The sequence below is a fragment of the Verrucomicrobium sp. BvORR106 genome, assembly GCF_000739655.1.
In the GTDB taxonomy this organism is placed as follows: Bacteria; Verrucomicrobiota; Verrucomicrobiia; order Verrucomicrobiales; family Verrucomicrobiaceae; genus Verrucomicrobium.
On record NZ_BATR01000164.1, the window covers coordinates 1 to 21,046 of the forward strand.

Sequence of the window (21,046 nt, forward strand, 5' to 3'; positions counted from 1 at the left end):
ATTTCGTCAACAATGTGAGGCTCTTTTTTTGAAGATTTTTGAAGATCGAAAACTGGCAAACTGAGCCGTTTAACGAACCCATGGAGACGAAAAATGGAAGGCCTCGCAAAGCCCCCTAGTGGCAGGCGGATCGAGCGGTCTCATTAATTAAGACTGACAAATCATTAGCAGATTCAAGCGCCGAAAAAATGCGCACCTCGAAGCCGAAAAAAGCCCTTCAGAACGCCGCGAAGCCCCCAAAGCGGGTTCTGTAGGGATGTTTGGATGCGAAATTTCGCGGTCAGAAAGTGGCAATTCGATGCTTGGCGCATCGCTCCGCTCCCAAAAAAGCACCGCGAAACCCTGGCCGCTCATCGTGTTACCATAACACAGCACCTTGATTGCCTCCGCGCGCGGTTCGGTGCCTCATAGGGGCCGTTCTTCTTTCCTCACCGCATGAAATCACTTCCCCTATTCTGCGCGGGCTCTCTGTCCCTCTGCCTCCTCCCTGCCTTGCACGCCGCAGGGTCGGAGCCTGCCTCCTCCCCCTCTCCTTCCCTGGTCCCGGCCTCGGTACTGGATCTGGCCATGCAGCCTTCCGAGCTGATCACCAACCCCGGGGCCAAATACTCCGCCGAAGAACGGGACTACGCGATGGTGATCGGGATGGATCGCACGCCGAAGGGCCGCATCTGGTCCGCCTGGGTGGGTGGTGGCGACAGTGATCTCGGCTACTTCGTGCTGGCATCCAGTGATGACAACGGTGCCACGTGGTCCAAGCCCCGCCTTGTGATTGATCCCCCGGAAGCTCCGACGGGCCTGCGCAAGCGCATCCTGGTCGGCAATCTCTGGACGGATCCCAACGGCAAACTGTGGCTCTTCTATGATCAATCCATGGGGTACTACGACGGCCGCGCGGGTGTATGGGCCATCTGCTGCGAAAACCCGGATGCAGAGAACCCCACTTGGTCAGAGCCTCGCCGCATCTGGCACGGACTCACTCTGAACAAGCCGATTGTATTAAAGAACGGCGAATGGCTCCTCCCCATCTCCCTCTGGACGCGTGACCGCATCGGGCCTGGGGAACTCCGGGAAGGATTCAAGGAACTGGATGAGTTCCGCATGGCAAACATCTTCGTATCCACCGATCAGGGCAAAACGTGGACACGGCGCGGCGGCGTGACCGTGCCAGAGACGGACTTCGATGAGCACATGTTCGTGGAGCTGAATGATGGACGCCTCTGGCTGCTGGCCCGCACTAAATACGGCATTGCCGAGAGCTACTCCTCAGACCAAGGCCGGACCTGGACCGAGGCGCAGCCATCCAAGATTCAGAATGTCAGTTCTCGATTCTTCCTGCGCCGGCTCGCCTCAGGCAACCTGCTCCTGGTAAAGAATGGCCCTCGGGACCAACGGCTCAAAGGGCGCAGCCATATGACGGCCTACCTTTCTGATGACGAAGGCAAAAGCTGGAAAGGCGGGCTGGTCATCGATGAACGTGGTGGCGTCTCCTATCCTGATGGTTTCCAGGCCCCTGATGGCACAATCTACGTCATCCACGATCACAACCGGGACAAGGATCGCGAGATCCTCTTTGCGAAGTTCAAAGAAGAAGATGTGCTGGCAGGCAAGTTCACCCAGCCTGATTCCGCGGGTATGCTGATGGTGAGCAAGGCCTTGGGCAAGCATATCGGCGAGGTCACTTACAACGGCATTCAACTCGATAGCGAGTGGCCACCCCGCACCCAGGATCCGAAATCCACGGAGCCTATGGCGGTGCCTTATTTGACCAATCCGCCTGCCGTCGTCCCCATCAACTTTGGGCGTCAGCTCTTCGTGGATGACTTCCTCATTCAGCAAACCGACCTGAAGCGCACCTACCACGCTGCGGAGAAGTACTCGGGCAATCCCGTCTTTAAAGCAGAAACTCCCGACGAGCTCAAACCTTCTACGGTGGGGGAAACCGGTGAGGAGGCCGTGTGCTACCTGGGCCATGGCGGGGTGTTCTTCGAGCCCAAGGAGAAGCAGTTCAAAATGTTCTACACCGCCGGCTGGAGAGGCGGTCTGGCGCTGGCCACCAGCAAGGATCTGCTCCAATGGGAGCGTCCGTCTCTCGGCCTCGCGGGTGGAAACCTGATCCTCCCCGGCGGCAAACAATGGGCCGGTGGTGACAACTCCGTGTGGCTGGACCTGAGCTCCAAGCTGCCTGAAGAACGCTACAAGCTGCTGACGGATCGTCAGCCCCATACCATCCACACTTCCCTGGACGGCCGCATCTGGTCCCAGGGCATCCCCACGGGCAAGGCTGGTGACTACTGCTCCTTCTTCTACAATCCCTTCCGCAAGAAGTGGGTGTACAGCATCAAACAAGGCGGCCCCCGGGGACGCAGCCGCTACTACGCGGAGACCAACGAGTTCGTCAAAGGTGCGGACTGGAAGAACTCCGTGTACTGGACCAACGCCGATCAACTGGACCCTGCCGATCCCGAGATCGGCGAGGCTCCTCAACTGTACAGCCTCAATGCGGTGGCCTATGAGAGCCTGATGCTGGGTGAGTTCTACATCCTCCAGGGACCCAACAACGAGATCTGCGACAAGGGCAAATTCCCCAAGGTCACCCAGGTGATGCTGGGATTCAGCCGTGATGGCTTCCACTGGCACCGTCCCGAACGCAAGCCCTTCATCGCTGCCACCAAGAAGGAAGGCGACTGGGACCGGGCCTATATCCACGGCACCACGGGTGTCATGGTGGTGAAGGAAGACCGCCTGTACTTCCCCTACACCGGCTACTCCGGCATCGCCCCCAATGGTACTCGCGGCATGTACACGGGCGCCAGCATAGGTCTGGCCACCCTGCGGCGCGATGGCTTCGCCTCGATGGAAGCCGGTGCCACCACCGGTACGCTGACCACTCGCCCAGTGGCGTTCAATGGCTCGCATCTCTTCGTCAACGTGAACTCGCCTCAGGGCAGCCTGAAGGCCGAAGTCATCGATGAAACAGGCAGGGCCATCGAGCCCTATACGATCGCCAACAGCGAAGCCATCACCGCAGACAGCACCCGCACGCGGGTGCTGTGGAAAGGGGCGGTCGATCTGGAAGGTGTGCGGGGCAAGGCCGTGCGTCTGCGCTTCCACCTCACCAACGGCAGCCTCTATTCCTTCTGGATCACGCCACACCTCAGCGGCGCCAGCGGTGGCTACGTCGGCTCCGGCGGCCCTGGCTTCCCGGGAGTAGTGGACACGGTGGGCGACGGCACCCCGGCGGCCAAGTGACGTTTCCTTAAACCCATCTCTTCCTCCACCACCATCATGTTCCGCTTTATCAACTGGTTTACCGGGTTGTACCCGGTCTGGGTCATCTCCTTCGCCGTGGTCGGCCTCATCCGGCCAGAACTGCTCACGTGGTTCAACGGCCCGTGGGTGGTCTGGGCCCTCACTCTGGTCATGTTGGGAATGGGCTTCACGCTCAAGGTGGAGGACTTCCGACGGCTCTTCAAGGCGCCATCCTCCCTCGCCCTCGGCTTCCTGGCCCACTACACCATCATGCCGCTGGCGGGGTGGTCGGTGGCGCACTTGTTAAACCTCGATCCCGGTTTCGCGGTCGGCCTTATCCTGGTGGCCAGCTGCCCTTCCGGCACTGCGTCCAACGTCATCTGCTACCTGGCAAGGGCGAATGTCGCCCTCGCCGTCATGGTGACGCTGACCTCCACCCTGCTGGCGTTCCTGATGACGCCCGCGTGGTGCAAGGTGCTGGCTGGACAGTACGTGCCCGTGGATGCCGCAAAACTGAGCCTCTCCACCATCCAGATTGCTGTAGCCCCCGTCATGATGGGCGTCTTCTGCAACTGGCTCTTCCCAAAGGCAACCGCCTCGGCCTCCCGCGTCGGCCCGCTTATCTCGGTGCTGTCCTTGATGTTCGTGACGGGCGGCATCGTCGCCCAGAACGCCGAGGCCGTGAAGATCAATGCTGGCAAACTGGCGCTCGCCGCCGTGCTGCTGCATTTGTTGGGTTTCGGCGTCGGCTATCTGGTCGCCAAGATCCTGCGCCGTCCCGAGGAAATCGCCCGCACCATCTCGATTGAGGTGGGTATGCAGAACGGCGGACTGGCGGCGGTGCTGGCGAAGCAGAACTTCCCGCTCCAGCCGCTGGCGGCGGTACCAGCCATCTTCAGCGCCATCACCCAGACCCTGCTGGGCAGCCTGCTCGCCACCTGGTGGCGGAACCATCCCGTCCCTTCCTCCAACCCGGAAGCGACTCTCGCCGCTGCCAAGCCCGCTCCCTTGCCTACGTCCCCTGCCATTCCTGAGGCCCGCCCGGAATGAACGCCACCGCCCTTCCTACTCCCCCCTCCGCCTCCCCTGCGGATTCCGTTCCCCTTTCCCATCGTCGCACGACTTACTATTGGAAGTGCGACCGCCCCGCCGCGTTCCACGGCACGACTGGCCGCACCGACGCCTCCAGCCTGCAGAGTTCCTTAAAACGAGCGCTGCAGGAGAAGTTTCCCAAGGCTCGCCTCTCCCTCCAACCAGGGCACGGCCAGGGGAATCACATCACGTTCATCTGCACCCTGGACGATGCCAAGCGCTTCGTGCGTGTGGAAGACGGTCCGGAAAAGGACAACTACCTCATGGTGGAGTCCCGGGTGCTCCAAGAAGTGCGCACCCTCGGTCTGCCAGCCCCCCGGGTGCATGCCGTGGATGCCAGCCGGGAAAAGGTGCCCTTTGCCTGGCAAGTGCTGGATCTCGTGGACGCCCCCGACCTGAACCACTTCCACAAGCAAGGTGCACTGGATCTTCCCGCCATGGCGAAGGAGATTGGCTCCGCCATTGCCCACTGGCAGTGTCTGGAGCCATCAGGCTTCGGGCCCTTTGATCCTGCCGTGGTCACAGGAGCCAACACCCTCAGTGGATTTCACGCCTGCTATGAGGACTACTTTTTCCTGCACTTTGAGCGGCATCTTCGCTATCTGACCAACCAGGAACTGCTCAGCACCCGCGAAGCCGCAGAGATGGAATCCGAAGTGCTTGGGCACCGCAGTCTGCTCAGTCTGGAGCGCGGCTGCCTGGTTCACAAGGATCTGGCCCTCTGGAACATTCTCGGCACCCCGGAAGGCATCGCCGCGTTCATCGACTGGGATGACGCCATCTCCGGCGACCCCATGGACGATCTCTCCCTGCTGGGTTGTTTCCATGATGGCAGGGTGCTGGACCGCGCCCTCCAGGGCTATCAGATGCTCCGCCCCCTGCCCCGGGAGCATCGCCGACGTTTCTGGCTTCACCTCCTGCGCAACATGATCGTCAAAGCCGTCATCAGGGTCGGTGCAGGTTATTTCAAGAAATCCGACGGCTTCTTCCTGATTGGCAGCGGCAGCAATGGCCAGAACCTGGAGGAGTTCACCAAACAACGTCTCGCCACTGCCCTGCGCGGCCTCCGCGAGGATCTGCCGATTGAGTCTCTCTAGATAGATTGTTCCTTTCCTTTTGCTTCCACTTCTCCCATGTCCGCCGATTTTTCGTCCGCCCCCGTTCTTCTGGGCACCTTCCTCTCGCTAGGCTCTCCGCTCGTCGCCGAACTGGCGGCTGAGTGTGGCTTCCAATGGCTTCTGCTCGATCTGGAGCACGGTGCCAGCACGGATGCCACCTTGTTGCCCCAACTGATGGCCACCAAGGGCACCTCCACTCAGGTCATCGTCCGTTTTGGTATCCCTCATGCCGACCAGGTGCTGCGTGCCCTGGACTGGGGTGCGCACGGCATCATGATCCCCCGGGTCACCTCCGCAGCAGAGGCCGCCGCCTGCGTCCAGGCCGCGTCATACGCGCCCCGGGGACACCGCGGATTCTCCCGCTCTGCGCGGACCTATGGGCTGGGTCTGCGACCACCCACCTCCGCAGAGACCATCCCCCAGCCTCTGATCATGGCCCAGATTGAGAACATCGAGGGCGTGGCTCACGCCGATGAAATCGCCGCCGTGGACGGCGTAGACGTCCTCTTTGTCGGCCCGGCCGATCTGCAGTTCGATCTGGCGGCCCGCCCTGACCTAGCCACCCTCAGCTATGAGGAATGTCTGATCTCCGTGGCCAGCGCCGCCCAGAGCGCAGGCAAGGCGTGCGGCATCCTTTTGCGCGACGCTGCCGAGATCCCCAAATTCAGAGATCTCGGCTACACCTATCTGGCGCTGGACTCTGATGTGGCACTGCTTCGCAAAGGCTTCCTGGCCCTCGCAAACGCCGTCCGATAGTCGCCCAGCCTCCTCGCCCTCCTTATTTGAAGAGGGCGGGTTGGCCGGTGGATTCCAGCACGGAGTGCCAGAGCTCGCGCGTGGGGTCCACCTTGCGACGACCGCCCGTCACCAGGTCCAGCGGCAGGTGCACGAAGGCGCCGTGCCAACATCCCACCAGCATGTTCGTCTTGCCCGCCATGGCAGCATGCACCGCCCCTTGGGCCAACCGTGAGCAGTACACGTTGTCCTGCGCATTGGCCGGCACGCTGCGCACGATGTAACTGGGGTCGATGTACTTGAGGTTCACCTCCATCCGGCGGCTCTTGAAGAAGGCATTGATCGTGTCCTTCAGATACAGGCCGATATCCCCATAGCGCTGGTTTCCGCTGGCGTCGGTAGCGGATGCATCACGGTCCATGAGATACTGTCCAGCCCCTTCAGAGACGACGATGACCGCGCTTCCGCGCTTCACCAGGCGATAGCGCAGCATTTCCAGCAGTCCCTTGGGCCCCTCGAGCTCGAAATTCACTTCCGGAATCAAGACGAAGTCCACATTGCTCCCGGCCAGAGCGGCAAAGCAGGCAATGAACCCGGAATCCCGGCCCATGAGCTTCACCAAACCCACGCCGTTCACCGCGCCAGTGGACTCCGTGTAGGCACACTTCACCGCCTGCACAGCTTCGGCAAACGCGGTGTCGAACCCGAAGCTCTTGTCCAGGTACATGATGTCGTTGTCGATGGTCTTGGGGATGCCCACGACCGCCTTCTTCAGTCCACGACGCTCAATCTCCTGGGTGATGGCCGAGGCACCGCGCAGGCTGCCGTCCCCACCGATCACATAGAGGATGTCCACCTTCATGTCTTCGAGCGTGTCCACCATGTCGCCAATGTTCTGGTGACCGCGGGAGCTCCCCAGCATGGTGCCACCGAAGTTGTGGATCTGCTCCACGGATTGCGGCCGGAGGATGAGCGGGGTGTGCCCATACCGCTGCACCAGACCTTCATACCCGTATCGGAACCCATAGATCTTGGTGATCCCATACTGATTGTGCGACTGCAGCACGATGCCGCGGATGATGTCGTTCAAGCCCGGACAGAGGCCACCACACGTCACGATGCCCACCGTGGTCTTCGGTGGATCAAAGAAGATGTGCTCGCGTGGACCCGCCTCCTCAAAGCTGTAGGGCATGGCCCCCGGCTCGTGATCCGAGGTCCGATTATTAAAATAGATGCGATTTTCGTCCGTCTTGAAGGGGGCCTCCATGCCGCCGAAGTGCGGCAGCGGTGAGGGAATGTGGCAAGGTCCGAGGGTTGGGATGTGGAGGTTCACGAAGCAGCGGGATCAAAAACGGGATGTCAATCAAGGGCAAGTTGCAAAGAAAGAAGCAGAAGCGATGCCATGAAACGTCTGGCGATAGAGCTGCTTTTCACGTGCAAGATTGTCACTTTGGGCCAGCGTCCCCATCCGGGCAAGCCATCTCCTCCATCCATGAATTCCTTACTGATCCGCCCCTATGCGGCGAGCGACCAGGCTGCCGTCGTGGCCCTCTGGCAGGCTTGTGGTCTGGTCCGGCCGGTTAATGACCCGCTCAAGGACATCCAGCGCAAGCTGAATACCCAGCCGGAACTCTTTCTGGTGGCGGAGCAGGAGGGGGCAATCATCGGCACCGCCATGGCCGGTTACGAGGGGCATCGCGGCTGGATCAACTACCTCGCCGTCGCGCCCGCCTTGCAGAAGGGAGGGCTGGGCCGCCAGCTCATGGACCACGCGGAGCGCCTGCTGCGCGAGCGCGGCTGCCCCAAGATCAACCTGCAGGTGAGAACCGCCAACCGTGGGGTGATCGCCTTCTACGAGCGTCTGGGCTTTGTCCAGGATGACGTGGTCAGCCTCGGCAAGCGACTGGTGACAGACGAGGCCTCTGCGGGCTGAAGCCATCCATTGACAGTCCGATTCCCGGAGCTGACAGAGGGCAACGATGTCCCTGCTCCCTCCCCTCACCCAAATCCCGCCGGAAGTGGCGTCTTTGGAGGACTATGAACGGCTCGCGCGGGAACGGCTCACTGATCACGCCTGGGCCTACTACTATGGCGGAGCGGGCGATGAAATCACGGTACGCCGCAATCGCGAGGCCTTCGCGGAGCTTGCGCTGGCCCCCCGCGTGCTCGCTTCCATGACCGGAGGTCACACGCGCGTCAGCCTGCTTGGGCACGAGTACGATCACCCCATCCTCCTCGCTCCCATTGCCTACCACCGCATGGCCCACCCAGAGGGAGAGGTGGCGACCGCTTTGGGAGCCTCGGCATTGAAGGCGGGCATGATCCTCAGCACGCATGCCAGCATGCTGCTGGAGCAGGTGGCTGCAGCCGCCCAGGCCCCGTTGTGGTACCAGCTCTACCTTCAGCCGGATCGTGGCTTCATCCGCGAGCTGCTTCAGCGGGTGGCCGACGCCGGATATCGGGCCATCGTCGTGACGGTGGATGCCCCGCTCAAAGGGCTGCGCAATCGTGAACACCATGCGCTCTTCAAACTGCCTCCGGGCATTGAGGCCGTGAACCTGCAGGGGATGGAATCCCTGCCCCCGGTGTATGCGCGGCCCGGTGATCCTTCCATTTACTTTGGCCCCCACCTTGATGCCGCCCCGACCTGGCGTGACATCGCCTGGTTGCAGGAAAACACCTCCCTCCCGGTGCTAGTAAAAGGCATCATGCACCCAGACGATGCCTCTCTGGCCCTCCAGCACCAGGTGGCAGGGTTGGTGGTCTCGAACCACGGCGGCCGCACCCTCGACACTGCTCCGGCCACGATTGAGGTACTTCCCGCCATTGCGGACCGAGTGGCAGGCCAGGTCCCCATCCTGCTGGATGGCGGCATCCGCCGCGGGACAGACATCTTGAAGGCAGTCGCACTGGGCGCCAAAGCCGTGCTCATCGGCCGCCCGTACATTTACGGGCTCGCCGCCGCAGGTGCGGTGGGGGTGGCGCATGTGCTCAATATCCTGCGGGCCGAGCTGGAAATGGCCATGGCCTTCACCGGTCGGGCCACGCTGGACCAGGTGGATGCCTCCACGCTGTGGGATTGGGAATAACGTGGGGCAAAATGCACGCCACTACGCAAGGGCGCGGTGGCAGGCCCGTTATGGGCTGATGCCGCTTTCACGTCTGACCCGCCCACTGACGCATCTGCTGATCGCTCTCATCGGTCCCGGCATGATCGTTGGAGCCGAGCCCGGTGACAAACCGTTCTCCATTCAGGCAGCCCTGGATACCAATCCCGGCACCATGGTCCACGTGCCCGCCGGGGATCACCTGATCTCCGCACCCCTGCGGCTGCACCACGATCACAGCGGACTCTATGGCGAAGGGCGCATCATCCAGCAGAATCCTGAGGTGCCCATCCTCATCATCGAAGACTCACGGGATGTGACGGTGCAAGGACTCACCTTCACCCGTGCCAAGGACAAGGAAGTCACGCGGGCTGAAGGCGTGGTCGCCATCAAATGCCGAGACCTGGTGCTGGATGGCATCTGGGTCATCAACAACCGGACTCGCTCGGCCGCCATCGCCATACGGGAAAGCCAGAGCACGGACATCCGCGATTGCCGGGTGCGCAACTACATGAGCCTCACCATCGATGACCGCACCCATAGTCCAGACTGGGGCTATGCGTTCAACTGCATCGACGGTACCGGCATCGCCGTTTCCTATAGCCAGGGCACCAGCATCACCGGCTGTCGCGTGGTGGAGGAGGATCTGCTCCCCACCCGGGAGGTGCAGCAGAAGCATGGGTTGGGCAAGTTCGTGAAAAAGAACCCGCAGAAAGGGGCCATCATCAGCCAGAAGACCTGGGATGAGGAGTTCGTCTCGAACTGGCACCAGGGATCCGCCATCATCGTCACCGCTCCGGAGTCCAGCGATCTCACCCGCATCCTGAACAACCACATCGAGAACGCCGCCCAGGGCGTGGACCTGCACTCGGACCACGTCATCCTCTCCGGCAATGTGATCCACAACTCCTTCATGGGCATGAAGGCGATGCACGGTTCAAGGAATGTCATCATCACCGGAAACCAGTTCATCAAAAACGACCTCTGGAGCATCGGGCTCATGCCGGGAGCGAGCTCCCATGCCGCCGCACCAGCGGCTGAGGGCAAGCCCGCCACACCGCCCAACGTGGATGGTGGGTCAGTCATCGCGAACAACATCATCTCCGACTTCGGCCGGGGGCACTCCGCCTGGGTCTGGGAAGGTCAGGGCACGCCCATCCGTTTCGACAGCCGTCAGAAGCCGCACAATCCCCCGCTCACCGATGTCGTGATCCAAGGGAACGTGATCTACGACTCGGACCGCGATGAAGCCCCTGCTGCGGGTACCGAAGGTCCGGCCAAGCCCAAGTACGAGTATGCCGTGCGCATTGCCTCAGAAGCCCAAGGGCTGCACTTCTCCGGCAATCTGTTTCATCCCGGCCGGTCTGGCATCTCCAACATTCCCCTGCCACCCTGAGCCCTCGGCGGACGGCGATTGCGGTCTTGTCTTTTTGCCGACAATCGCGTCCAATTCTCCACGCTCCTGTCCTGATATTTTATTACCCAACCATGAAACTCCCTTGTCTCCTTCTGGTCACCGGACTCGCCTGCGCCATCCTCTCGCCCCGTCTGCAGGCCGCAGACTGGACGATCTCCACCTTCGCCGGAACGGGCGTGAAGGGCTTCTCCGGCGATGGCGGCCCCGCCACCCAGGCCCAGATGGACAATCCCTTTGGCGTAGTACGCGGACCGGACGGTGCCATCTGGTACACGGAATACACCGGCCAGCGCATCCGCCGCGTCACTCCAGATGGCAAGATTGAAACCATGGCGGGCAACGGCAAGAAGGGCTACACCGGTGACGGAGGTCCCGCCACAGCAGCCTCCTTTGACCTCCCTCACGAGATTCGTTTCGACAAGGCGGGCAACTACTACATCGCGGACATGTCGAACCACGCCATCCGCAAGGTGGACGCGAAAACGGGCATCATCACCACCTTGGCGGGAACCGGGCGCGGGGGCTACACCGGCGACGGTGGCCCTTCCGAGAAAGCGGAGCTCAAACAACCGCACAGCATCCAGTTCGGTCCAGACGGCGATCTCTACATCTGCGACATCGGCAACCACGTGATCCGCAAGATCGACATGAAGACCGGCAAGATCTCCACCTTTGCCGGCACGGGCAAGCCCGGCCCGACCCCCGATGGCGCTCCCATCAAAGGCACGCCATTGAAAGGGCCGCGCTCCATGGACTTCGACAAAGAGGGCAACCTCTGGCTGGCCACCCGTGAGGGCAACCAGGTCTTCAAGCTCGACCTGAAGGCGGGCGTCATCCATCACATCGCCGGCACGGGAGCCAGCGGCTTCACTGGCAATGGTGGACCGGCCAAGCTGGCCACGCTGAAGGGCCCCAAAGGCATCGCTCTGGATGCAGAAGGCAATGCCTGGCTGGCCGACACGGAGAGCCACACCGTGCGAGTCATCATTGCCAAAACCGGCAACCTGGAACTCCTGGCCGGTACCGGTGAAAAAGGCGACGGACCCGATGGCGATCCGCTCAAGTGCAAGATGGCCCGCCTGCACGGGATCTATGTCGATACCGACGGCTCCGTCTTCATTGGAGACAGTGAGGCGCACCGCGTCCGCGTGATGAAGAAGAAGTAGGTCCCGTTTACTGGTGATTTTGGATTGTTGATTACGACCCTATGAAAATGCGTTTCGTTCTTCCTCTTCTGTTCGCGGCCACTTCCACCGTACCGGGACTCCCAGCTGCCGTGGAACAGATCATTGGTGCGCCCAAGACTGCCGCCGTCTCAGAGCCGTTCAGCGTGGACTTCGACGCGGACAAAACGCTCTACGGCGTGGAGTTCACCAAGTCCAACCGCGTCTTCCGCTGGAAGGATGGCAAGCTGGATTTCGTCGCCGGTGTTCAGCACAACACTGAGAAGATCAAGGGCCTCGCAGAGGTGGGAGACGGCAGCGACCCGCAAAAGGCGCTTTTCAACGGGATGCATGACATCCAGATCACTAATGATGGCAAGGCCATCCTCGGTGACTCCTTTAACCACCGGGTGCGCCAGCTGGATCTAAAGTCCGGTGCAGTGAGCACCATCGCGGGCACGGGGAAGGCGGCCTTTGGCGGCGATGGCGGTCCTGCCACGGCAGCCAGTTTCAACGTCACCATGACGGCGACGCTTTCGCCAGATCGGAAGCGTTACTACGTGGCCGACATCGGGAACCATCGTACCCGCGAGATCGATCTGGCCACCGGCAAGATCTCCACGGTCGCTGGCAACGGTCAGAAAGGACTGCCCACCGATGGCGCAAACGCTCTGGAGACGCCCATGGGCGACACCCGGGCTGTCACCCAGGCCAAAGACGGCACGCTCTACGTGCTGCTGCGCGGTGGCAATTCCCTGGTCGCGGTGAAGGATGGCAAGGTGAACACGGTGGTGAATGCGGGTGGCAAAAAAGGCTACGGCGGCGATGGCGGCCCAGGCCGTGACGCCCAGATGAACGGCCCCAAGTACGTGGCCATGGATGCGGAGAACCGCGTGCTCATCTGTGACACGGAGAACCACTGCATTCGCCGTTTCGACCCGAAATCCGGGAAGATCGAGCTCGTCGCCGGGCAGCCCCCGAAGGCAGGCACCAAGATCGGCAGTGATTTCCTCGGCACGGAACTTCGCCGCCCTCACGGCGTGCGGATTGGCCCAGACGGACTTCTCTACGTGGCAGACACCTACAATGACCGCGTGCTGCGCGGCCCCTACAGCCACTGATCCGCAGATCAGTTTTGGAGCTTGAAAAAGCCTCCGGCACCGAGGGTGACCGGAGGCTCACTTTTTTCGGGGATACTGTCTCGCTACGACTTTCTGATGGCCCGGTCCATCAGGTGCCTCAAGAACCGCTTGATAGAGGGCTTGTCCGCGATCCAGCCGGCGAAGGAAGCGCCGTGCTTGATGTAGCTGCGCCTCAGCCATCCGGGCGCCTCGCCCAACAACCATGCGCGGAACTCCAGCCAGCGGCCGTCATTCACTCCGTAAACTTCCCTAGCTACCCAGCAAACTTGTCCTCCGTTTCCTCCATTGTCCGGCGGGGGTGGTGGTACAGTGCTCATACGTGGAGTCTGTTAAAGATTGATGTCTGTCTTGCCCTGAACCTCGTCAGACAGGTCATCCGCAACCCTGCACGAGTCGCCGGAGCTGACGAGGGTCACATCAAGCTAACGTCAAAAAAGGAAAGTTCTCTCGACGAGTTGGAGAACGTATCGGTCACAATAGGGAAAAAACCCACCAGCACCACACATGAACGGGATTCGACGGCACAACCCTTGCGATCCGTAATATGATGCCACCCTCCATTTCTCAGCTCCCCAAACCGGCCTTCCGCCTGCTGGGCGCAGCACTGCTGGGTCTCCTGGCAGCCTGCCAGACCGCCAGCCACCAGGAGATCTATGGGAACAAGCCTGGTCCCAAGGGCTTCAGCACAGTGGTGCTGGATGCAGGCCACGGCGGCAAGGATTCTGGTGCACGAGCCCGGGGGCAGATGGAGAAGGAGCTGACGCTGGACATCGCCCAGCGGGTGAAGAAGGAGCTGGCTGGCGACTTCCGTGTCGTGATGATCCGGGACGGTGACCAGTTCGTGGACCTGGACGACCGGGTGCGCAAGGCCAACCGCTACGATGGCGGCGTGCTGGTGAGCGTGCATTTCAACTACGGTCCCCGTCGCCTGGCGGGGCCGGAGACCTACTGGTGGCGGGTGGACAGTTCCTCGCTGGCCCGCCGCCTGCACCAGAACCTGATGAGCGCCTGCTCGGTGGAATCCGGCAACCGCGGGCTCGTACGACGCCGTCTACGGCTCACCCGCAACCCCGAGATTCCCTGCGTGCTGGTGGAATGCGGTTACCTGACCAATGCCCGGGAAGCAGCGCTGCTCAAGACGCCGGAGTATCGGGCCAAGCTGGCCAGGGCCATCGCCAACGCGTTGAAAGACCAGAAGCGGCACGGGGATGCCGGAATGGGACCCTTGCCCGCCCCGATCATCGCCCCGCCCAGCAAGGGCTCGGACGCGCGGGACAGCTTCTAGGCCGCCATCGGGCCAGCTTGAAACCGCCTGGAATCAGGACTTGTGAAAGATCGGAGGGGAGATTCCCTTTCCTTCCGTCCTCATTTTCTCCTTACCCTTCCACCGGTCCCATGCTGTTTCCGCCTCCCCGCTTTGCTGTCGTCGCCGCCCTTGTCTGCGCCAGCCCCCTTTTCGCTGCCCCTGTTCCTATCTTCGATGGCAAGACCTTCGACGGTTGGGAGGGCGAGACCGCCAAAGTCTGGCGGATCACTGACGGCACCATTGTGGGCGGCTCGATGGAGGGGAATCCCCAGAACGAGTTCCTCACCACCAAGAAGAGCTACAAAAACTTCACCCTGCAGCTGGAGTACAAGCTGGACGGGACGGAAGGTTTCGTGAACGGCGGGGTGCAGTTCCGCAGCAAGCGCATCCCCAATCCCCCCAACGAAATGTCCGGCTTCCAGGCCGACATCGGCGCGGGCTATACCGGGTGTCTCTACGACGAATCCCGTCGCAAGAAGATGATGGCCACAGCGGACAAAGCTTTGATCACCAGCACGGAGAAACCCGGGGAGTGGAACAAGTACGAGATCCGTGCCGAAGGCCCGCGCATCCGGATCTTTCTGAATGGCAAGCTTACCATCGACTATGTGGAGCGTGAGGCAGGCATTGAATCCGATGGCGTGATCGCCCTCCAGATTCACGGCAACTGCAAAGCGGTCATCGCCTTCCGGGACATCAAACTGGAGGTGCTGCCGGATACCCTCGTGCCGTCTGAACAAGAAGTGCTGAATCGCTTTGGCGACTTGCCTGCCCTCAACGTGGCCCTCGCCCCATGGCAAGGTGGGAAGTTTCAAATTGCGGACAAAGAGGTGATCGCCCTGGCAGGCCAGGCAAATCTGGTGCGGGAGCAAAAGGCTGGCGAGTTGGAGGCCATCCTCACCTCGTCCTATGCCAGCCGTGAGCCAAGTTTTCGCTCCATGGCCTGGGAGGGCGACACGGTGTATGAACAATGGCGCGACCTGAACTTCGGTTCATGGAAAGGCCAGCTGGACGCCACGGGAGCCACCACGGTGCTGGCGCAATTTGGCCAGGTGGAATCCTTCGACGGCAAAGGCCGCATCCCGGAGTTTGTTTCCGCGTACCACCGCCTGATCGACCAGTTCGCCTCCCGCACGCCGCGCCTCGTCCTGATCTCCCCCATTCCTTTTGAAAAGCCAGCCTCCCCGCAGGCTCCGGATCTGACCAAGCGTAACGAGGACGTGGCTGCCTATGCCAAAGCCATCCAGGATGTCGCCCGCCACCGGGGAGCGATCTATGTGGATCTCTTCACTCCGCTTTCCCAGCGCGCTGCCGGATCACCCCGACTCACGGACAATGGCTTGCATCTGAATGCTGAGGGCCTGCGGACGGTGGCGAAGCTCATCGCCACCCAACTGGGCGCCAGCGTGAGTGAGGCGGAAAACCTCGGCCCGCTCCGCGACGCCATTGTCGAGAAGAACCGCCTCTGGTTCGACTGCTGGCGGCCGGCCAACTGGTCCTTTGTGTATGGAGACCGGGTCACCCAGCTCTTCGGCAAGGCGGGTGGAGACGAACCCTCGCTGCGCGAGAGCTTTGAGAAACACAAGCCCCTCATCGCCGGTCTGGATGCCCGCATCCATGCTCTGGCCAAGGGAGAGAAGCCCCCGGAGCCGCCTCCCGCTCCTGAGATTGTCCAGGAGGAGAAGGCACCGTTGACTCCTGAAGCGCAGCTCGCCAGCTTCACCCTTGCAGAAGGCTATGAGGCCAATCTCTTTGCCTCTGAAATCGAAGGTGTGGCCAAGCCCACGCAGTTCTCCTGGGACGAAAAAGGGCGCCTCTGGGTCGCCTGCTCTCCCACCTACCCCCAGGCCATTCCGGGGGTGAAGCCCTCTGACTACGTGCTCGTGTTGGAAGACACCAACGGCGACGGCAAGGCCGACAAATCCCACCGTTTCGCGGAGGGTCTCACCATGATCCAGGGCCTGGAGCCAGGGGCAGGCGGCTTGTACGTGTGCGACTTCGACCAGATCCTCCACTTCAAAGACACCGATGGCGACGGAAAGGCGGATGTGAAGGAGGTGCTCTACTCCGGCTTCGGCATTGGGGACACGCACCAGCTCGTCAACTCCATCTGCCACGGTCCAGATGGCTCATTGTGGTTCAGCCAGGGGCTGCATGCCTTCTCCCGCGTGGAGACGGAGTGGGGTCTCTCCCGCCTGGACAAGGCCGGCGTGTGGCGGTGGAATCCTCGAACCCGGCGCATGGACGCCTTCTTCAACGGCGGCAAGGCCGGCCACAACTGCTGGGGTGTGGCCTTTGACGACTACAATCAAGTCTTCCACAAGAGCGGCGACCGCCCGGTGGGCTACTACACCGTGCCCGGCATGACCAAGCTGGCGGATCCCGACGAGTATCACCCCACGGGAGCCCTCTTCGACACCAGCCCCAAGACCACTGCGATTGATTTCATCGGCACCAAAGCCCTGCCCAAAGACATCCAGGGCTGCGCCCTGATCGGCGGCTACTTTGGGAATGTGGTGGAGTTGCACCGCCTGAAGGATGACGGCTCCGGGTTCAAGAGTGAACAGCTTCCCAAGCTGCTGCGCTCCAGTGAGACCGCCTTCCGCCCGGTGGACGTGAGCGTGGGCCCTGATGGAGCCATTTACCTGGCAGACTGGTTCAATCCAGTCATCGGTCACTACCAGGCCAGCTACGCAGATCCCCGTCGTGATCGCCGGCACGGGCGCATCTGGCGCATCACGGCCAAGGGCTATGCACCCGTCAAGCAACCCAACCTGGCTGCCATGAAGCCGGCGGAACTACTGGAGCAACTCCGCTCCCCTGAGCGCTGGACCCGCTATCAGGCCAAGCGTCTGCTCTTTGACACCCCCACTGCCGATGCCCTGAAAGCCGCTGACGCTCTTGTGGCAGGGCTTGACCTGTCCAAGGCTGAAAACGAGCACCTGCTCATGGAAGTCTGCGGCGTGTACGAGGCCCATGAATCTCCGAGCCTGGAGGTGCTGCAAAAGCTCGCCACTGCCCAGGACAGCCGCGTCCGTGCGTACGGTGCCCGCGTGCTGGCATCTTGGCATGACCGGCTGCCGGAGAGTCTGGCCCTCTTGAAGAATGCCGCCCTCGATGCCAACCCACGGGTAAGGCTGGAGGCAGTAGTGGCGGCCAGCTATTTCCAACAACCCGCCGCGGTGGAAGCCGCCATGCAGGTGCTGGATCAGCCTCGCGACAAGTTCCTGGACTACGCCCTCAAGCAGTCCGTACGTGGTCTGAAACCCGTCTGGAAACCGGCGCTAGCGGCTGGCCAGCTCACCTTCGGCGGCAGTGCCACCCAGGTCGCGTATGTGCGGGATCTGGCCAATCAGGGCGCCACGGTGGAGCATCCCGGCAAGACCATCTATGACGCCCTGTGCCTCAACTGCCACCAGCCTGAGGGCAAGGGGCTTCCAGGCATCTACCCCCCTCTGGCCAACAGCGAGTGGGTGAACGGTGACAAGGCGGCCTTCATCAAAATCGTCATCCACGGTCTCACCGGCCCCATCACGGTCTCCGGGCAGACCTATGGCGTCGCGGCCCCCATTCCCATGCCCCCCATGGGTCTGGATGACCAGCAGATCGCCCATGTGGCCACGTACATCCGCAGCCAGTTTGGCAACAGTTCCGCCCCCATCACGGTGGACGAGGTGAAGGCCGTCCGCGCCGCCACGGAAGGCCGGACCACCTTCTGGACCGTGCAGGAGTTGATGTCCCCGCCAGCGGCAAAGTAGTCAAAGTTTCTGCGTCTCGAAACGCGCCATCCCTCTCTCTTACACTGGTCATTATATCTAACCTGTTAGGGCGACCCGAGGGATGGCGTTCTTTTTGGCACGCATGAAACGCCCCGCTTTCCTCACCCTCCTCACCTGCAGTGCTGCCTGCTCGCTCACCGCGTGGGCGCAATCTCCCTCCGCTGCCATCTTGGAGGCAGATGTCTGCGTCTACGGTGGCACCTCGGGTGGCGTGGCCGCCGCCGTCCAGGCCGCCCGCATGGGGAAGAAGGTGGTGCTGCTGGAGCCAGGTCGCCATCTGGGAAGCATGACTTCGGGGGGCCTCAGCGCGGTGGACATTGGCGATCCGCGCACCGTGGGCGGGATTGCGAAGGAATACTTCACCCGCCTCGTTGCGGGCTACGGCAAGACGCTGGAGTGGGACAAGCCCTTCATCAGCAAAGGAGGCGGCCCTGCCACGGGCGGCGCTTATTCCATTGAACCGCATGTCGCCGAACAAGTGTTCAATGACATGGTGAATGAGGCGGGGGTGACCGTACGCTTCGACAGCCGGCTCGCCAAAGCAGAGAAAGATGGTGCCAACATCACGGCAATCGTGTTGGCAGACGGTCAAACCGTCCGCGCCCGCATGTATGTGGACACCACTTATGAAGGCGATCTCATGGCCAAAGCCGGCGTCAGTTACACCATCACCCGGGAAGGCAACGCCAAGTATGGCGAGACGTACAACGGTATTTCCTATGATCCGAAGTATCAGCCCCGCACCAACCATCTGAAACCGGGCCCCACCGGCCGCGTGAAGGGCGGCCAGGGTGTCTGGGACCGAGACCTGCCCCTCGATCCCTATGTCGTCCCGGGCGATCCCAATAGCGGCTTGCTGCCACTGCTGAATGCTGGAGACCCCGGCACTCCAGGCGAACCCGCCCCCGGCGTCCAGGCCTACTGTTTCCGCCTCTGCCTCAGCACTGCCCCTGACCGGCTCCCTATTTCTCCTCCCACTGACTACGATCCCAAACGCTACGAGCTCGTTGCCAGATTCATCGCCGGCTGCCTGGCCATGGGGGATGACATGGATCTCCGCTGGTTCTCCAAGCACGACGCCCTGCCCAATGACAAATGGGATTTCAACACTGCCACGTTTGGCGGCAATCTCCCCGGAGCCAGTTGGGAGTGGCCCGAGGCCTCGTACGATCGGCGCGTTGAGATCGCAAAAGAACACGAGAACTATCACCGGGGCCTATTGCACTTCCTGGCCACAGATTCCCGTGTGCCCGAGAAAGTCCGCGCGGATATGAAGCGCTATGGTCTGCCCAAAGATGAGTTCAAGGACAACGGCGGCTGGCCTCACCAGCTCTACATTCGCGAAGCCCGCCGCATGGTGTCCGACCTTGTGCTGACTGAGCATCACACCTTCGGTCGCCAAATCGCCGCTCACTCTGTGGGCTTGGGCTCCTACGGCACCGACACCCATGAGATTCGCCGCATCGTCAAAGACGGCGTGGTGCAACGCGAAGGCAAGACCGCAGGCGGTCGCGACGGTGCTCCCCCCTACCCAATCGGCTACAGCGCCATTGTGCCCAAGGCATCAGAATGCACCAACCTCTACGTAACCTTCGCCCTCTCCGCCAGCCACACCGCCTTCAGCAGCATCCGCATGGAGCCCGTCTTCATGGTTACCAGCCAGTCCGCCGCCACCGCCGCCTGCCAGGCACTTGATGCGGGAGTCACCGTGCAGAACGTGGACCAAGCAAAGCTCCGCGAGCAACTGCTGAAGGACAAGCAAGTACTGGAGTGGAAGAAGGAGTGGGGCAGTTCAGGGCATTGACGTGGGCGAACTGAGCAAATGCACCTATCCACGAAGTGCTGAGAGGAGCCTTACGGAATCTCTTCCTCGAAGAGGATGTGGCTCCAAGCCCAACGTTGACGAGCTTCCAGCGAGTCTACGTAGGGTAAGCGAGAGATGGTGACCTTCTCCGAAGGAGTTGCGGCGGTCTGACGGGCTATCACCTGAGAGTCCTCAGCAAGCCCCCACCTTCCGCTCCCAAAGTCGTAAGGCACGTCCGAACTACCCCCGAGGAACTCGCCAGGAGTAGTCCGACGGTCCCCGTCGGCTCAGTCGCCGCAGGGACGCACGTTCAAGTCTCCCCTGCCCCCTCCGCTATCACGCAGAGAAACCATTTGTATCAGAATCCCTCGCTTCCACATACGTCTCGCCGTACGGAAACAAATCGCGGTGCTCCTGGTTGCAATGGATGAAACACCGATGCCTGACGAGCTCCACCCTTGCATGTTCTTCAAGCGGCGGATCTGAAGGCTCCCCCCTCGCATCCACGTTGTACATGAACGAACTTGCCGTCCTGTAGTCTCGCCGGAATCTCGTCCGCCACTGGGAGTTGTGTCCCCAACCTACCGACAAATCTTCACACGGACGAGAACCTCGACGATGCGTCCAATAAATCGTCGAGCTCTCGGCAATGTCTTTTTGAACTGATCGCGTCCCCGCTGCTACTGACACCCCGGCCCGGGAAATCATGAGGGAGCCGAGCATAAATCCCGGCCAAATCGTGCCTAAGATCTCCACCGAAGCTTCTGGTTCAGACGCCTGCCAAACATGGGAAATCTCATGGTAAAATGGATGAAAAGTTCCTTGGATCACCTCCTGCAACCCGAGCCCCAGCATGAACTGTCGGTAGGCACTTAAAAATCCATGATGCTCCTCAATTCTCGAGATCAAAACATCAGCCACCCTCGACAGCGCGTAAAGCCCCCACAAATCTCCATCTGAAACTCTCGGAACCACGTCTCCGACCACATCCGGAAGCTGACCAAGCCATTCCACCTCCTGTGGATTGTCACGCTGCCATTGTGCGATAGATGAGCTGACTGTGTCTCCGTCGTCTTTCTGGACGCGGTCCCACAGCATATAGGTATCAAACGGTTGATTAGTCATTGAGTA

At 61.4% G+C, this 21,046-nt stretch carries 15 protein-coding genes; 12 read left to right on the forward strand and 3 right to left on the reverse strand.

Annotated features, from left to right (window positions below; genetic code table 11):
• Nucleotides 1-435: 435 nt before the first annotated feature.
• The 4 genes from BV106_RS36425 to BV106_RS29185 are packed head-to-tail and all read left to right on the forward strand — an operon-like array spanning nt 436 to nt 6,218.
• Complete coding sequence (locus tag BV106_RS36425) at nt 436-3,252, forward strand: sialidase family protein (protein ID WP_051946465.1); 2,817 nt, start codon at nt 436-438, stop codon at nt 3,250-3,252.
• Between the two features lie 36 nt (nt 3,253-3,288).
• A complete protein-coding gene (locus tag BV106_RS29175; protein ID WP_038170766.1) occupies nt 3,289-4,302 on the forward strand; it encodes a bile acid:sodium symporter family protein in 1,014 nt (337 codons plus the stop codon).
• A complete protein-coding gene (locus BV106_RS29180) occupies nt 4,299-5,441 on the forward strand; it encodes an aminoglycoside phosphotransferase family protein (protein ID WP_038170767.1) in 1,143 nt (380 codons plus the stop codon). Before BV106_RS29175 ends, BV106_RS29180 begins: the two co-directional genes overlap by 4 nt.
• A gap of 36 nt (nt 5,442-5,477) precedes the next feature.
• Entirely contained in the window at nt 5,478-6,218 is a 741-nt protein-coding gene (locus BV106_RS29185; protein WP_038170769.1) for an aldolase/citrate lyase family protein, read from the forward strand.
• Nucleotides 6,219-6,240: 22 nt separating this feature from the next.
• Here BV106_RS29185 and BV106_RS29190 read toward each other — a convergent pair whose 3' ends face one another.
• Nucleotides 6,241-7,530, reverse strand: coding sequence for an ATP-dependent 6-phosphofructokinase (locus BV106_RS29190; protein ID WP_038170770.1), 1,290 nt, complete (start codon nt 7,528-7,530; stop codon nt 6,241-6,243).
• 159 nt (nt 7,531-7,689) lie between these two features.
• On the opposite strand from BV106_RS29190, the gene BV106_RS29195 reads away from it, so the two are divergent.
• The 5 genes from BV106_RS29195 (at nt 7,690) to BV106_RS29215 (ending at nt 13,005) form a co-directional block, all read left to right on the forward strand.
• Nucleotides 7,690-8,130 carry a GNAT family acetyltransferase gene (locus BV106_RS29195; protein ID WP_038170972.1) on the forward strand — a complete coding sequence of 147 codons (441 nt, stop codon included), beginning with the start codon at nt 7,690-7,692 and terminating at the stop codon, nt 8,128-8,130.
• A gap of 46 nt (nt 8,131-8,176) precedes the next feature.
• Nucleotides 8,177-9,286, forward strand: coding sequence for an alpha-hydroxy acid oxidase (locus BV106_RS29200; protein ID WP_038170772.1), 1,110 nt, complete (start codon nt 8,177-8,179; stop codon nt 9,284-9,286).
• 58 nt (nt 9,287-9,344) lie between these two features.
• Entirely contained in the window at nt 9,345-10,700 is a 1,356-nt protein-coding gene (locus tag BV106_RS29205; RefSeq protein ID WP_038170773.1) for a right-handed parallel beta-helix repeat-containing protein, read from the forward strand.
• Between the two features lie 92 nt (nt 10,701-10,792).
• Complete coding sequence (locus tag BV106_RS29210) at nt 10,793-11,887, forward strand: NHL repeat containing protein (RefSeq protein WP_038170775.1); 1,095 nt, start codon at nt 10,793-10,795, stop codon at nt 11,885-11,887.
• A 41-nt stretch (nt 11,888-11,928) separates the two neighbouring features.
• Nucleotides 11,929-13,005 carry a hypothetical protein gene (locus BV106_RS29215; protein ID WP_038170777.1) on the forward strand — a complete coding sequence of 359 codons (1,077 nt, stop codon included), beginning with the start codon at nt 11,929-11,931 and terminating at the stop codon, nt 13,003-13,005.
• Between the two features lie 83 nt (nt 13,006-13,088).
• Here the strand turns inward: BV106_RS29215 and BV106_RS38960 are convergent, their stop codons facing one another.
• Nucleotides 13,089-13,343 carry a hypothetical protein gene (locus tag BV106_RS38960; RefSeq protein WP_265596193.1) on the reverse strand — a complete coding sequence of 85 codons (255 nt, stop codon included), beginning with the start codon at nt 13,341-13,343 and terminating at the stop codon, nt 13,089-13,091.
• Between the two features lie 227 nt (nt 13,344-13,570).
• Between BV106_RS38960 and BV106_RS29220 the strand changes: the two genes are divergently transcribed.
• The 3 genes from BV106_RS29220 (at nt 13,571) to BV106_RS29230 (ending at nt 19,915) form a co-directional block, all read left to right on the forward strand.
• Nucleotides 13,571-14,311: an N-acetylmuramoyl-L-alanine amidase gene (locus BV106_RS29220; RefSeq protein WP_051946466.1), complete on the forward strand. Its 741-nt coding sequence runs from the start codon at nt 13,571-13,573 to the stop codon at nt 14,309-14,311.
• A gap of 110 nt (nt 14,312-14,421) precedes the next feature.
• Entirely contained in the window at nt 14,422-18,090 is a 3,669-nt protein-coding gene (locus BV106_RS29225) for a PVC-type heme-binding CxxCH protein (protein WP_038170779.1), read from the forward strand.
• Nucleotides 18,091-18,193: 103 nt separating this feature from the next.
• Nucleotides 18,194-19,915: an FAD-dependent oxidoreductase gene (locus BV106_RS29230; RefSeq protein ID WP_038170975.1), complete on the forward strand. Its 1,722-nt coding sequence runs from the start codon at nt 18,194-18,196 to the stop codon at nt 19,913-19,915.
• A gap of 336 nt (nt 19,916-20,251) precedes the next feature.
• Here BV106_RS29230 and BV106_RS36430 read toward each other — a convergent pair whose 3' ends face one another.
• The gene (locus tag BV106_RS36430) at nt 20,252-21,040 is read right to left on the reverse strand and encodes a hypothetical protein (protein WP_051946467.1); all 789 of its coding nucleotides are present in this window, start codon (nt 21,038-21,040) and stop codon (nt 20,252-20,254) included.
• Nucleotides 21,041-21,046 lie beyond the last annotated feature (6 nt).

Coding starts and splice junctions, on each gene's coding strand:
- BV106_RS29200 (WP_038170772.1), top strand. CDS start 8,177: ATGTCCCTGCTCCCTCCCCTCACCCAAATCCCGCCGGAAGTGGCGTCT.
- BV106_RS29230 (WP_038170975.1), top strand. CDS start 18,194: ATGAAACGCCCCGCTTTCCTCACCCTCCTCACCTGCAGTGCTGCCTGC.
- BV106_RS38960 (WP_265596193.1), bottom strand. CDS start 13,343: ATGAGCACTGTACCACCACCCCCGCCGGACAATGGAGGAAACGGAGGA.
- BV106_RS36425 (WP_051946465.1), top strand. CDS start 436: ATGAAATCACTTCCCCTATTCTGCGCGGGCTCTCTGTCCCTCTGCCTC.
- BV106_RS29210 (WP_038170775.1), top strand. CDS start 10,793: ATGAAACTCCCTTGTCTCCTTCTGGTCACCGGACTCGCCTGCGCCATC.
- BV106_RS29185 (WP_038170769.1), top strand. CDS start 5,478: ATGTCCGCCGATTTTTCGTCCGCCCCCGTTCTTCTGGGCACCTTCCTC.
- BV106_RS29180 (WP_038170767.1), top strand. CDS start 4,299: ATGAACGCCACCGCCCTTCCTACTCCCCCCTCCGCCTCCCCTGCGGAT.
- BV106_RS29175 (WP_038170766.1), top strand. CDS start 3,289: ATGTTCCGCTTTATCAACTGGTTTACCGGGTTGTACCCGGTCTGGGTC.
- BV106_RS29220 (WP_051946466.1), top strand. CDS start 13,571: ATGATGCCACCCTCCATTTCTCAGCTCCCCAAACCGGCCTTCCGCCTG.
- BV106_RS29195 (WP_038170972.1), top strand. CDS start 7,690: ATGAATTCCTTACTGATCCGCCCCTATGCGGCGAGCGACCAGGCTGCC.
- BV106_RS29205 (WP_038170773.1), top strand. CDS start 9,345: ATGCCGCTTTCACGTCTGACCCGCCCACTGACGCATCTGCTGATCGCT.
- BV106_RS29215 (WP_038170777.1), top strand. CDS start 11,929: ATGAAAATGCGTTTCGTTCTTCCTCTTCTGTTCGCGGCCACTTCCACC.
- BV106_RS36430 (WP_051946467.1), bottom strand. CDS start 21,040: ATGACTAATCAACCGTTTGATACCTATATGCTGTGGGACCGCGTCCAG.
- BV106_RS29225 (WP_038170779.1), top strand. CDS start 14,422: ATGCTGTTTCCGCCTCCCCGCTTTGCTGTCGTCGCCGCCCTTGTCTGC.